8 protein-coding genes, 2 tRNA genes, 3 rRNA genes and 1 riboswitch are annotated in these 13,686 nt (G+C 50.3%); of the genes, 10 read left to right on the top strand and 3 right to left on the bottom strand.

The window, feature by feature from the left end; all coding sequences use genetic code 11:
- Positions 1–113 precede the first annotated feature (113 nt).
- Complete coding sequence (gene fabR / locus ACS18Q_RS14095; RefSeq protein ID WP_004724434.1) at positions 114–755, top strand: HTH-type transcriptional repressor FabR; 642 nt, start codon at positions 114–116, stop codon at positions 753–755.
- Entirely contained in the window at positions 755–1,126 is a 372-nt protein-coding gene (locus ACS18Q_RS14090; RefSeq protein WP_014204266.1) for a YijD family membrane protein, read from the top strand. The genes fabR and ACS18Q_RS14090 overlap by 1 nt, the downstream gene beginning before the upstream one ends.
- A gap of 48 nt (positions 1,127–1,174) precedes the next feature.
- Here the strand turns inward: ACS18Q_RS14090 and trmA are convergent, their stop codons facing one another.
- Complete coding sequence (trmA, locus tag ACS18Q_RS14085) at positions 1,175–2,284, bottom strand: tRNA (uridine(54)-C5)-methyltransferase TrmA (RefSeq protein ID WP_172561730.1); 1,110 nt, start codon at positions 2,282–2,284, stop codon at positions 1,175–1,177.
- A 150-nt stretch (positions 2,285–2,434) separates the two neighbouring features.
- Positions 2,435–2,631, top strand: a riboswitch (cobalamin riboswitch).
- Positions 2,632–2,679: 48 nt separating this feature from the next.
- Between trmA and ACS18Q_RS14080 the strand changes: the two genes are divergently transcribed.
- The 3 genes from ACS18Q_RS14080 to murI all read left to right on the top strand — a co-directional run bounded on the left by ACS18Q_RS14080 (position 2,680) and on the right by murI (position 6,100).
- Positions 2,680–4,506: a TonB-dependent receptor domain-containing protein gene (locus ACS18Q_RS14080; RefSeq protein WP_441257178.1), complete on the top strand. Its 1,827-nt coding sequence runs from the start codon at positions 2,680–2,682 to the stop codon at positions 4,504–4,506.
- Positions 4,507–4,549: 43 nt separating this feature from the next.
- Positions 4,550–5,224 carry an ATPase gene (locus tag ACS18Q_RS14075; protein ID WP_412499249.1) on the top strand — a complete coding sequence of 225 codons (675 nt, stop codon included), beginning with the start codon at positions 4,550–4,552 and terminating at the stop codon, positions 5,222–5,224.
- Between the two features lie 72 nt (positions 5,225–5,296).
- Positions 5,297–6,100 carry a glutamate racemase gene (murI, locus tag ACS18Q_RS14070; RefSeq protein WP_004724482.1) on the top strand — a complete coding sequence of 268 codons (804 nt, stop codon included), beginning with the start codon at positions 5,297–5,299 and terminating at the stop codon, positions 6,098–6,100.
- On the opposite strand, the gene ACS18Q_RS14065 is transcribed toward murI, so the two are convergent.
- Complete coding sequence (locus ACS18Q_RS14065) at positions 6,063–6,524, bottom strand: RNA recognition motif domain-containing protein (RefSeq protein WP_038150749.1); 462 nt, start codon at positions 6,522–6,524, stop codon at positions 6,063–6,065. The genes murI and ACS18Q_RS14065 overlap by 38 nt on opposite strands.
- 589 nt (positions 6,525–7,113) lie before the next feature.
- On the opposite strand from ACS18Q_RS14065, the gene ACS18Q_RS14060 reads away from it, so the two are divergent.
- The 5 genes from ACS18Q_RS14060 (at position 7,114) to ACS18Q_RS14040 (ending at position 12,339) form a co-directional block, all read left to right on the top strand.
- Positions 7,114–8,666 (top strand): 16S ribosomal RNA (locus ACS18Q_RS14060).
- Between the two features lie 98 nt (positions 8,667–8,764).
- Positions 8,765–8,840, top strand: a tRNA-Glu gene (locus tag ACS18Q_RS14055).
- A gap of 290 nt (positions 8,841–9,130) precedes the next feature.
- Positions 9,131–12,021, top strand: a 23S ribosomal RNA gene (locus ACS18Q_RS14050).
- Positions 12,022–12,114: 93 nt separating this feature from the next.
- Positions 12,115–12,230, top strand: a 5S ribosomal RNA gene (gene rrf / locus ACS18Q_RS14045).
- Together the 16S, 23S and 5S rRNA genes with 2 tRNA genes alongside form the textbook arrangement of a ribosomal RNA operon.
- Positions 12,231–12,262: 32 nt before the next feature.
- Positions 12,263–12,339, top strand: a tRNA-Asp gene (locus tag ACS18Q_RS14040).
- A gap of 332 nt (positions 12,340–12,671) precedes the next feature.
- Here ACS18Q_RS14040 and add read toward each other — a convergent pair.
- Positions 12,672–13,676 carry an adenosine deaminase gene (gene add, locus ACS18Q_RS14035; protein ID WP_441257177.1) on the bottom strand — a complete coding sequence of 335 codons (1,005 nt, stop codon included), beginning with the start codon at positions 13,674–13,676 and terminating at the stop codon, positions 12,672–12,674.
- Between the last annotated feature and the right edge of the window lie 10 nt (positions 13,677–13,686).

Below are 13,686 nucleotides of genomic sequence, written 5' to 3'. Positions count from 1 at the left end.
CGGCAGGATAAATTGTCTGCTGGCTCAAACGGACATGCTTTGCCACTTAGACAAGTTTCACATTCGCGTTATAGTATGGGCCATTATGGGACCAGGCAGAGAACTTACGCAGTATGAAATCTACGGGTATTCGTGCACAACAAAAAGAGAAAACGCGTCGTTCACTGATTGATGCCGCCTTCAGCCAATTGAGCGCTGATCGCAGTTTTTCTAATTTAAGCTTGCGGGAAGTCGCCCGTGAAGCGGGGATTGCCCCGACATCGTTCTATCGTCATTTCAAAGACATGGACGAGTTGGGTTTAACCATGGTGGATGAAGGCGGCTTGTTGCTGCGTCAATTGATGCGTCAGGCGCGTCAACGCATCGTCAAAGAGGGCAGCGTGATTCGCACCTCGGTCGAAACTTTCATGGAGTTTATCGAAAGCAGTCCCAACGTGTTTCGCTTGCTCCTGCGTGAACGTTCTGGAACGTCTTTGGCGTTTCGGACCGCTGTGGCGCGCGAGATGCAGCACTTTTCGGCCGAACTGACCGAATACTTGGTGAATACCGGTATGAACCGCGAAGAAGCGGTCACGCAGGCGGAAGCCTCCGTTATCTTGGTATTTACTTCAGGCGCAGAAGCGCTGGATTTAGACCGACGTTCACGGGAAGAGTTATCGGAACGTCTGATCATGCAGTTGCGAATGGTCGCCAAGGGGGCGTTCTGGTATCGCAAAGAACGTGAACGTAATCGACTCAAAGGTGGAATAGATTAATGACGAAGGAAAACAGCAAAACCGATCACGGTTCTGAACGTAAAACGCTGGTGCTGGCACTGGTGGCTGGTATGTGTGGCGACGCTATTTTGTCGTGGATGACCATGAGTGAGGTCTCTTTTTCTATTTTTCCATTGATCGCATTGGTGTTGTCCGTGCAGGCGCTGTACCAAGAGTATCTGCGTCATCCCGTTTCAGAGGATATTCCTTTGGTGGGCTTGGCGTGCTTCTTTGTGGGCGCGTTTGGTCACAATGCGTTTATCAAAGCGCAGTATCCAGATTCGGGCTCGAACTTCTTTGCGATTGTGGTCGCTCTGTTGCTGCTGGTGTGGATCGGTCGCAAGCTGGGGTATCTGGGCCGCACCTCGTAGGTGGAAACGGACACAAAAAAACGAGCCATGAGGCTCGTTTTTTTATACTTACGCTTTGCGTTCCAGCAGCACACCCGCTTCCATGTGGTGGGTGTAAGGGAACTGATCGAACAGTGCAAAACGGGTGACGCGGTGGGTTTCACACAAAACATCCAAGTTTTCTTTGAGTGTTTCTGGGTTGCATGAGATGTAGAGAATGCGTTCGTAGCCTTGCACCATCTTACAGGTGTCGATGTCCATGCCGGCGCGCGGTGGATCGACAAAAATGGTGTTGCAGTTGTAGCTCTTGAGATCTACGCCAGCATCTTTGAGGCGGTTGAATTCCCGCTTGCCTTCCATCGCTTGAGTAAATTCTTCAGCTGACATGCGAATGATCTGCACGTTGTCGATTGCATTGGCGGCGATGTTGTATTGCGCCGACTCGACCGATGGCTTGGCCAGTTCGGTGGCCAGTACGCGGTCGAAGTTCTGCGCCAAGGCCAATGAGAAGTTGCCGTTACCGCAGTACAGCTCTAGCAAGTCGCCTTGGCTCTCTTGCGTGCAATCCACCGCCCATTCCAGCATCTTCTCCGCGACTTTCCCGTTCGGTTGGGTAAAGCTGTTTTCCACTTGCTGGTAAATGTATGGTTGGCCGTTGACGTGCAGTTTTTCCACCACGAAGTCGCGATCCAAGACGATTTTCATTTTCCGCGCGCGGCCAATCAGGTTGAGGTTGAACCCTTCATCATTCAGGCGCTGTTTGAGTTTTTTCGCTGCCGCAGTCCACGCGTCATCCAACTGACGGTGGTACAGCAGTGACACCAGCACTTCGCCGCTAAGCGTCGAAAGAAAATCTACTTGGAACAGTTTGCGGCGTAGCGTGTCGTCACCTTTCATGGCATCCATCAGCAGCGGCATCAGATCGTTGATCAAACGGCTTGCTGCTGGGAACTGATCCACACGGTATTTTTCACGCGTCTCTGGGTTGAACATGATGTAGTACATGTCATCGCCATCGTGCCACACGCGAAACTCTGCGCGCATGCGGTAATGTTGCTGCGGCGACTCAAACACTTCCAGCTCAGGAACCTGATAAGCCTGGAACATGTCGGTCAGGCGAGTGACCTTGTCATCCAGCTGCGCTTGGTAGTGGTTTGGGTTTACATCGAGAGTCGCCATGGTTTTACCTTTTGGGTGCATTCAAATAAAGAGCGCAGATTTTATTCAATCCCTCGCACTTGTCCAGTTTTGTGCCCGTTTTGATGAGAATTGGATCTGTAAAACTATAGCTTATGCCAAACCGAGCTAGACAATTCACCCATTGCTCAATACTATCAGCGCCAAGCTGGTGTGATTTAGCTGCCTAGATGGCTAAATGACTGAAAAGGGAATCTGGTGGGAATCCAGAACTGACGCGCAGCGGTAAGAGAGAACGAACACTCAGTGACACTGCGATCGCGGGAAGTCGAGTTAGTAGGAGACAGTGCTCTCAAGTCCGAAGACCTGCCAGCGGCTGAGCGAAGAAGCGGCACGAAGCCATGCTCAGTAGGATTAACGCGATTTAGGACAACATAATGAATAAATCCCTTCTAGCGGTGGCAGTGGCGTCGCTGCTTCCTTACGCCTCTTTTTCATTCGCTCAGGACACTTCCGCAGACGAAACGGTGGTGGTGACCGCAAACCGATTTGAACAAAAACAAACTTCCGTTTTATCCGCAACCACGGTGATCAGCCGTCAGGAAATTGAACAGTACCAAGCAAACTCGCTCACAGAAGTGCTGCGTCGCGTTCCGGGTGTTGAAATCGCTCAGAATGGTGGCCGTGGTCATAGCGCGTCCGTGTTTATGCGCGGGACGAACAGCAGCCATGTGCTGGTCTTGGTTGACGGTGTACGTATTGATTCCGCAGCTGGTGGTGTGGCGATTAACCGCTTCCCACTCGGTTTGGTTGAACGATTGGAAGTGATCCGCGGTCCGGGGGCTGCCATGTACGGCTCCGATGCTGTGGGTGGTGTCATCAACATCATTACTCGCTCCCATCGTGGCAATAACCTGAAACAAGTGACGGTGGGTATCGGGAGTCATCAAGCGCGCAAAGGCGATGTGGTGGCGAAAGCGGATGTGAATGAACAAGGACATCTGCAACTGGCGGCGGGTTTTGAGAAAACCGATGGCTATGACATTAAAAGCACGCAGACCGGTGTGGATTATGGCTATGAAAGCCAAAATCTGATGGGCGGTTATGAGCATCGCTTCAATGACCGCTGGGTCGGTTATGTCTCCGCCAGTTGGTTTGACAGTGATGTGGAGTACAACTCCTCAGGCAGTGTGTACCACGGTTATTCCGATAACCAGAGTTTTACCGGGCAACTGAACTATGAAGGCTTGAAACTCAAGAGCCTCGTCACCCTCAATTACCAACAAACAGAGAATCTGGACTACAGCCAGAGTGAAGGCAAGGACAACGCCAGCACGCGAGCGAATATCGATCTCACTCAGATTCAATGGGCCAACCTTTATCAGTTGAATAACTACATTCAGTTGGGGGGCGGGATTGATGCACGTCGTGAATCGCTTGACGATGATGCACTGAATTACGGTTCTGCGCATGCATTGGCAGGGGAGAGCAGAGACACGAAAGGGGCTTTCGGCTCTGGAAAGTTCACCATCAGCGATTGGGTGCTTGAAGCCAATGTGCGTCATGACAAACATGACAAGTATGATGGTCACACGACGTGGTCGGTGGCCGCCGGCTATCAACTGGGTGAGTATCATCGTGTGCGAGCATCGTACGGTACGGCTTATAAAGCGCCAAGCTACACGGACCTCACCACCACACCTGATCTCGAAGCGGAAGAGTCACGGAATATGGAAGTGGGTGTCTCGGGGGCGTATTCATTTGCCCGTTGGAACATCTCAGCGTACGACAACAAAGTCGACAATTTGATTATTTGGTATGAAAGCACCAGCGGCAGTTGGTATTCGGACAACGTGGACGCCCGCATTAAAGGGCTCGAAATGGACGTTAACTTCGATACCGGTCCAATCAACCATACGTTAGTGGCAGAGTTTAAAGATCACAAGGACGACAATGGTGTTCAGTTGGCGCGTCGTGCGAAAGAGAACTACAAATGGATAGCATCGGCGCAGTTTGGGGATGTGGAAGTGAACACCACGTACACCTACACCGGTAAACGTCTGAATCTGCCAAAAACAGAAACGACAGGTGACGATTACATCGGTGGGACGAATTTGTGGGATGCCTCGGTGGGGTATTGGGTGAGTGACACTTTTGTCGTGCGTACCCGTGTTGAGAACCTATTTAATGAACAGTATGAAACGGCTGTCGGGTATCGTTCACCAGAAAGAGCTTACTACTTGAACGCCACGTACCAGTTCTAACCTCAAGCCGCCTTCGGGCGGCTTTTGTTATCCAGAGGCAAAGATGAAAAAAGTGATTGTGAGCTGGTCGTCCGGCAAAGACTCAACGCTGACCCTGTTGCGATTGCAACAAGACCCACGCTACGAAGTGGTGGGGTTGTTCACCACATATGTGGCTGATGAAGTGCCGTTTCAGGCCACGCCATTGAATGTGGTTGAAATGCAGGCCGAGGCGCTGGGATTGCCCTTGGTCAAGATTGCATTACCGGAAGTATTTCCCAGTAATCCGGTCTATCAATCTCTGATTGTGAATGGGATTCAGCAGAGCGGATTGGGCGTACAAGCTGTCGCGTTTGGTGACATGTTTTGTAATGGCATTGCCGAGTATCGCAAAAGCTATATCGAGCCTGCGGGCTGGGAATGCGTTTTGCCACTGCTGGGCGAGGATTCGTTCGCACTGGCGCAAGAAATACTCGCGCGTGGTATTCAAACGCTGGTGGTCACCACTGATGGCCACGCATTGGATGATTCATATTGTGGGCAATGGTACAGCGTTCAGTTTATCCAAAGCTTACCGGAGCGTGTGGATCCGTGCGGAGAAGATGGCGAATTCCACACGTTAGTGACATTTGCGCCGGGGTTTCGTCAGCCGATTCACCTCGTGTTGACACAGGTCGAGTGTGGCGAGCGGTTTTGTCATCAGCGTTATCAGGCGTCCTTTGGGGCCATTGCGCAGTAGTTGCCTATTCGTAAAGAGGGAGTATGATCAGGGCGTTTTGAATCCTAACGATGCTAACCACCGGGGTATTGCGTGTCTGAACATCCTCAATATAAAGCACTCATTTTTGATTCCGGTGTGGGCGGCTTATCCGTGTACCGCGAGATACAAACGCGTCTGCCGCAAGTGAGTTATACCTACCTGTTTGACAACGCCGCTTATCCTTACGGTGAATTAGCGCAAGAGACATTACTGCAGCGCGTCGATATGCTGGTGACGAATTTGGTCGCTCAGCAAGGTTTCGATATCGTGGTGATAGCGTGCAACACCGCCAGTACCATCGTGCTGCCTCGTTTGCGCGCCAAACTTGCCATTCCGGTTGTGGGCGTTGTGCCTGCGATTAAACCGGCATCGATGTTGGCGCATAAAGCGGTGGGGTTGATTGCGACGCCTGCAACGATTACGCGTCAGTATACGCATGATCTGATTCGTGACTTCTCTTCTGATAAAAATGTCGAACTGCTGGGCTCAACGCGTCTGGTTGATATGGCCGAAGAGAAGCTACGTGGTAAAGCGGTCGATCTAGAAGAGTTGGCGAGTATCTTAAGTCCACTGCGTCAGCACATTGATGTCGCAGTATTGGGCTGCACGCATTTCCCGCTCATTAAAGAAGAGATTCAGGCTGTATTAGGCAAGGATGTCATGCTGGTGGATTCGGGGGAAGCGATTGCAAGACGAGTACAAGATCTATTGCATTTAGAAACGGGCAGTATGCAAGACGAGCATCCGCACAGCATTTTCTCCAGTGCGCCTCCCTGGGAGGAAGACGCACTGAATGAAAAGCTGGAACAACTAGGATTTAGTCCTGTTCGTCCATTCCCTCTTCAGGGTGCTTAGGATCATTCGCAATCCGCACTTTCAATGTACGCTGCATATAATCCTTCTCATTTAAAGCATCGATGGCCGTTTGTGCATGACCAGCGGCCATCACCACAAAACCAAATCCACGACGCTTACCCGTACGTTTGTCCTTCATGAGGCGAACCGCGAACACATCGCCATGCTGTGCGAACAGATCGCGCACATGGGATTCATTCGCCTTATAAGGCAAGTTACCCACATACAGTGTTTTGGTTGCAGTCGAAGACTCGTCTTGAGACTCCTTGGGTGAAGAAGTAGAAGTAAAAAGTTTAAAGATAATAGCTGCAGCCACTACACCAAGAACAAAACTCACCGAAGGGTGAGTCGATACCTGAGAGAAAATAACAGCGCCAAGAATGACCAGCGCGATAATCCATAACATCGATTTATTAGAGTTCATATTGAAATACTACTTATCAGATAAAAATAAGATGCATGTCTACGATTAACAAAATAGACACATGAATCTTACGTATATGCTTGGTTTTTTTCCAACCAATTGCTGTGACCCCCCTCAAATGTTGGAATTTTATTCGATAAACAGCGAGTTGATGGCTTTTTAATCGAACGAAAATTAATTTGAAAAAAGTGCTTGTCATAATTTCAGACCTCCCTATAATGCCGCCTCACCGACACGGAGTGAGACAAACATCACAAAGTGGTTCACGGTGAAGAGTTAAGAAAGTTTGAAAATAACTGTTGACTCTCAGAAATTTAAGCGTATTATACGCACCCCTAGCGACAGTGCTTTGAAAGCAAAGTCGATAGCGGAAATGCTCTTTAACAATATAAACCTATCAATCTGTGTGGGCACTCGTTGATGATAATCGAAGATGATTCTAAAGAATCAACTTAGGTATCAATGAACTGAGTGACCAATCGATACTTCGGTATCGGCACAGTCAATTCATTATCGTTCTGTTGGAACGATAATAGCTTTGAATTACTAAGGTAATTTGAAGTCAGTATTCATTGAGCCACAAAATCTTAAATTGAAGAGTTTGATCATGGCTCAGATTGAACGCTGGCGGCAGGCCTAACACATGCAAGTCGAGCGGCAGCGACAACATTGAACCTTCGGGGAATTTGTTGGGCGGCGAGCGGCGGACGGGTGAGTAATGCCTGGGAAATTGCCCTGATGTGGGGGATAACCATTGGAAACGATGGCTAATACCGCATGATAGCTTCGGCTCAAAGAGGGGGACCTTCGGGCCTCTCGCGTCAGGATATGCCCAGGTGGGATTAGCTAGTTGGTGAGGTAAGGGCTCACCAAGGCGACGATCCCTAGCTGGTCTGAGAGGATGATCAGCCACACTGGAACTGAGACACGGTCCAGACTCCTACGGGAGGCAGCAGTGGGGAATATTGCACAATGGGCGCAAGCCTGATGCAGCCATGCCGCGTGTATGAAGAAGGCCTTCGGGTTGTAAAGTACTTTCAGCAGTGAGGAAGGGGGTATCGTTAATAGCGGTATTCTTTGACGTTAGCTGCAGAAGAAGCACCGGCTAACTCCGTGCCAGCAGCCGCGGTAATACGGAGGGTGCGAGCGTTAATCGGAATTACTGGGCGTAAAGCGCATGCAGGTGGTTTGTTAAGTCAGATGTGAAAGCCCGGGGCTCAACCTCGGAATTGCATTTGAAACTGGCAGGCTAGAGTACTGTAGAGGGGGGTAGAATTTCAGGTGTAGCGGTGAAATGCGTAGAGATCTGAAGGAATACCGGTGGCGAAGGCGGCCCCCTGGACAGATACTGACACTCAGATGCGAAAGCGTGGGGAGCAAACAGGATTAGATACCCTGGTAGTCCACGCCGTAAACGATGTCTACTTGGAGGTTGTGGCCTTGAGCCGTGGCTTTCGGAGCTAACGCGTTAAGTAGACCGCCTGGGGAGTACGGTCGCAAGATTAAAACTCAAATGAATTGACGGGGGCCCGCACAAGCGGTGGAGCATGTGGTTTAATTCGATGCAACGCGAAGAACCTTACCTACTCTTGACATCCAGAGAACTTAGCAGAGATGCTTTGGTGCCTTCGGGAACTCTGAGACAGGTGCTGCATGGCTGTCGTCAGCTCGTGTTGTGAAATGTTGGGTTAAGTCCCGCAACGAGCGCAACCCTTATCCTTGTTTGCCAGCGAGTAATGTCGGGAACTCCAGGGAGACTGCCGGTGATAAACCGGAGGAAGGTGGGGACGACGTCAAGTCATCATGGCCCTTACGAGTAGGGCTACACACGTGCTACAATGGCGCATACAGAGGGCAGCCAACTTGCGAAAGTGAGCGAATCCCAAAAAGTGCGTCGTAGTCCGGATTGGAGTCTGCAACTCGACTCCATGAAGTCGGAATCGCTAGTAATCGTGGATCAGAATGCCACGGTGAATACGTTCCCGGGCCTTGTACACACCGCCCGTCACACCATGGGAGTGGGCTGCAAAAGAAGCAGGTAGTTTAACCTTCGGGAGGACGCTTGCCACTTTGTGGTTCATGACTGGGGTGAAGTCGTAACAAGGTAGCGCTAGGGGAACCTGGCGCTGGATCACCTCCTTATACGAATGATTATTGCGATGAGTGTTCACACAGATTGATAGTGTTTAATAAAGTGAAGAGATTCGTGCCTCTGCCCTTTAGCGCGAGCACATTGCTGTGTCCCGTTCGTCTAGAGGCCTAGGACACCGCCCTTTCACGGCGGTAACAGGGGTTCGACTCCCCTACGGGATACCATCTTTAAAGGTTTTACCTTTAGAATCTTTAAACATGGTTTTCATTAGAAAATCTGCTCTTTAACAATTTGGAAAGCTGACAAAACAACAATTTATTGTTGTTTGTAAAGTTCTCAATGTATTCCTAAATGGAATACACCAACAAACACATTCAAGTGTGCTTGGTATCGAAGCTTACTGTTTCAGTAAGTCTTCAAATTGAGTCCGGCAAAATCAGTCACACACTCATGTAAATTAAATGTGTGACACCTAGGTTGTTTAACAACAACCCGAAACTCCTTCGGGTTGTATGGTTAAGTGACTAAGCGTACACGGTGGATGCCTTGGCAGTCAGAGGCGATGAAGGACGTAGTAACTTGCGATAAGCTCAGATTAGGCAGTAACAGCCACTTGAGTCTGAGATTTCCGAATGGGGAAACCCAACTGCATAAGCAGTTACTGTTAACTGAATACATAGGTTAACAGGGCGAACCGGGGGAACTGAAACATCTAAGTACCCCGAGGAGAAGAAATCAACCGAGATTCCGATAGTAGCGGCGAGCGAAATTGGATTAGCCCTTAAGCTTTATATGCGTCAGGTGAAGGTTCTGGAAAGGACCGCGAAACAGGGTGATAGCCCCGTAGCCGACAGCGCATGTTCAGTGAAATCGAGTAGGGCGGGACACGTGTTATCCTGTCTGAATATGGGGGGACCATCCTCCAAGGCTAAATACTCCTGACTGACCGATAGTGAACCAGTACCGTGAGGGAAAGGCGAAAAGAACCCCTGTGAGGGGAGTGAAATAGAACCTGAAACCGTGTACGTACAAGCAGTAGGAGCCTCCTTTGTGGGGTGACTGCGTACCTTTTGTATAATGGGTCAGCGACTTATATTCAGTGGCAAGGTTAACCATATAGGGGAGCCGTAGGGAAACCGAGTCTTAACTGGGCGTTCAGTCTCTGGATATAGACCCGAAACCGGGTGATCTAGCCATGGGCAGGTTGAAGGTTGAGTAACATCAACTGGAGGACCGAACCGACTAATGTTGAAAAATTAGCGGATGACTTGTGGCTAGGGGTGAAAGGCCAATCAAACTCGGAGATAGCTGGTTCTCCCCGAAAGCTATTTAGGTAGCGCCTCGGACGAATACTACTGGGGGTAGAGCACTGTTAAGGCTAGGGGGTCATCCCGACTTACCAACCCTTTGCAAACTCCGAATACCAGTAAGTAATATCCGGGAGACACACGGCGGGTGCTAACGTCCGTCGTGGAGAGGGAAACAACCCAGACCGCCAGCTAAGGTCCCAAATTACAGCTAAGTGGGAAACGATGTGGGAAGGCTCAGACAGCTAGGATGTTGGCTTAGAAGCAGCCATCATTTAAAGAAAGCGTAATAGCTCACTAGTCGAGTCGGCCTGCGCGGAAGATGTAACGGGGCTAAGCTGTAAACCGAAGCTGCGGCAATGCGATTTATCGTATTGGGTAGGGGAGCGTTCTGTAAGCCGTTGAAGGTGTGTTGTAAAGCATGCTGGAGGTATCAGAAGTGCGAATGCTGACATGAGTAACGACAAGGGGGGTGAAAAACCTCCCCGCCGGAAGACCAAGGGTTCCTGTCCAACGTTAATCGGGGCAGGGTAAGTCGACCCCTAAGGCGAGGCTGAAAAGCGTAGTCGATGGGAAACGGGTTAATATTCCCGTACTTCTTACAATTGCGATGGGGGGACGGAGAAGGCTAGGTGGGCCTGGCGACGGTTGTCCAGGTTCAAGTGCGTAGGCTTGAGAGTTAGGTAAATCCGGCTCTCTTTAAGGCTGAGACACGACGTCGAGCATCTACGGATGTGAAGTCATTGATGCCATGCTTCCAGGAAAAGCCTCTAAGCTTCAGATTGTAAGGAATCGTACCCCAAACCGACACAGGTGGTCGGGTAGAGAATACCAAGGCGCTTGAGAGAACTCGGGTGAAGGAACTAGGCAAAATGGTACCGTAACTTCGGGAGAAGGTACGCTCTTGATGGTGAAGTCCCTCGCGGATGGAGCTGATGAGAGTCGCAGATACCAGGTGGCTGCAACTGTTTATTAAAAACACAGCACTGTGCAAAATCGTAAGATGACGTATACGGTGTGACGCCTGCCCGGTGCCGGAAGGTTAATTGATGGGGTTAGACTTCGGTCGAAGCTCTTGATCGAAGCCCCGGTAAACGGCGGCCGTAACTATAACGGTCCTAAGGTAGCGAAATTCCTTGTCGGGTAAGTTCCGACCTGCACGAATGGCGTAATGATGGCCACGCTGTCTCCACCCGAGACTCAGTGAAATTGAAATCGCTGTGAAGATGCAGTGTACCCGCGGCTAGACGGAAAGACCCCGTGAACCTTTACTACAGCTTGGCACTGAACATTGAACCTACATGTGTAGGATAGGTGGGAGGCTTTGAAGACGTGACGCCAGTTGCGTTGGAGCCGACCTTGAAATACCACCCTTGTATGTTTGATGTTCTAACTTAGACCCGTTATCCGGGTTGAGGACAGTGCCTGGTGGGTAGTTTGACTGGGGCGGTCTCCTCCCAAAGAGTAACGGAGGAGCACGAAGGTGGGCTAATCACGGTTGGACATCGTGAGGTTAGTGCAATGGCATAAGCCCGCTTAACTGCGAGAATGACGGTTCGAGCAGGTGCGAAAGCAGGTCATAGTGATCCGGTGGTTCTGAATGGAAGGGCCATCGCTCAACGGATAAAAGGTACTCCGGGGATAACAGGCTGATACCGCCCAAGAGTTCATATCGACGGCGGTGTTTGGCACCTCGATGTCGGCTCATCACATCCTGGGGCTGAAGTCGGTCCCAAGGGTATGGCTGTTCGCCATTTAAAGTGGTACGCGAGCTGGGTTTAGAACGTCGTGAGACAGTTCGGTCCCTATCTGCCGTGGGCGTTGGAAGATTGAAGGGGGCTGCTCCTAGTACGAGAGGACCGGAGTGGACGAACCTCTGGTGTTCGGGTTGTGTCGCCAGACGCATTGCCCGGTAGCTAAGTTCGGAATCGATAACCGCTGAAAGCATCTAAGCGGGAAGCGAGCCCTGAGATGAGTCTTCCCTGACAGTTTAACTGTCCTAAAGGGTTGTTCGAGACTAGAACGTTGATAGGCAGGGTGTGTAAGCGTTGTGAGGCGTTGAGCTAACCTGTACTAATTGCCCGTGAGGCTTAACCATACAACACCCAAGGGGTTTTGTAGTGGACTCAAAGCTAAGCGCATAAGAATGTGTTGAGAGAACGAAAACAGCTTTCCGAATTTTAAGAATTTGCTTGGCGACCATAGCGTTTTGGACCCACCTGACTCCATTCCGAACTCAGAAGTGAAACGAAACAGCGTCGATGGTAGTGTGGGGTCTCCCCATGTGAGAGTAGAACATCGCCAGGCTTTAAATTTAGACTCTTGAGTCTAACCAGTGCGGAGCGGTAGTTCAGTTGGTTAGAATACCGGCCTGTCACGCCGGGGGTCGCGGGTTCGAGTCCCGTCCGCTCCGCCACTTATTTTGAAAACCCAGTCTTTGACTGGGTTTTTTGCTATCTGGCGTTTAGAAAACGCATCAAATTGCCATCCTTTATTTCCTTTATTTCCTTTATTCCTGAACTCTCTTGTTTATCCCTTTACGTGCTCCAAATTTTTCCTCTTACTCTTTGTAATTTTGGTGCGAACCGTTCGTGCTCGACATCTTGACTGGTTCTCAATGGGTGAATGACGGTCACTATGACGTTGTTTATTGACACAGGCGAAGCTGCGCTTACGCGACTTTCGAACAGCCGAGAATAAAAAAGCCGATGCGATAGGCATCGGCTTCAACAGAAGAGAGTTTCTACGTTACACGCGCTGAGCGACTTTGGCTTTGAGGGTCTGTTTGTCAGCTTCGGAAAGAAAAGCCAGCTCCAGACCATTGATCTGTGCCTGATGAATCTGTTCTTGGCTCAGTCCGGCTTGAGGTGCGGCTACTTCATACTCGTAAGGCAGCTCAATGCCTTCGACTGCTGGATCGTCGGTATTCAAGCATGCAAGTACACCATGCTCCAAGAAACACTTGAGAGGGTGTTGTGCGAAGCTTTCTACTGTACTGGTTTGAATGTTGGAGGTGAGACAAGACTCGATACCAATGCGATGCTTGGCTAAATAATCCATCAACTCCGGATCGTGAATGGCTTTCACACCATGACCAATACGAGTGGCTCCCAAATCACGAATCGCCTGCCACATGCTTTCTGGACCTGCGGCTTCCCCGGCATGCACAGTGATGTGTAAACCGGCATCACGCACCTGTTTAAAGTGGCTGACAAAGCGATCGCCAGGCTGGCCCAGTTCATCACCGGCTAGATCGACGGCCACAATGTGATCTTTTTGGCTCAGAATCGCGTCCAGTTCTTGCTGACAAGCGTCTGTGCCAAAAGTACGGCTCATAATCCCAATCAGGTTCGCCTGAACGCCAAAATCGCGTACGCCGGCTTGAACGCCATCGACGACCGCTTCAACCACACCCGCTACGGGTAGGTTGTGTTTCATCGCCATGTAGTACGGGGAAAAACGCAGTTCTGCGTAATCAATTTGAGCATGCAGTGCGTCCTCCACGTTTTCATACGCAACGCGGCGACACGCATCCAAATCGCCCAGTACGGCCACGCCCCAATCCAGTTTAGACAGGAAGGCCACCAGTGAAGGCTCAGCTTCCACAATTTGTACGTGTGGCGTGAGTGCCTCTACCGTGTTGGCGGGCAAAGCAATACCAAATTTTTGACCGAGGTCGAGAATAGTTTGAGTGCGAATGTTCCCGTCGAGGTGACGGTGCAAATCGGTGAGTGGAATAGTTTTCGTAATCATGTTCATCTAC

This window comes from Vibrio sp. Vf1514 (genome assembly GCF_052076135.1).
GTDB lineage: Bacteria > Pseudomonadota > Gammaproteobacteria > Enterobacterales > Vibrionaceae > Vibrio > Vibrio furnissii.
Note: the sequence above shows the minus strand (reverse complement) of the source record. Positions and strands in the feature narration are given on the sequence as shown.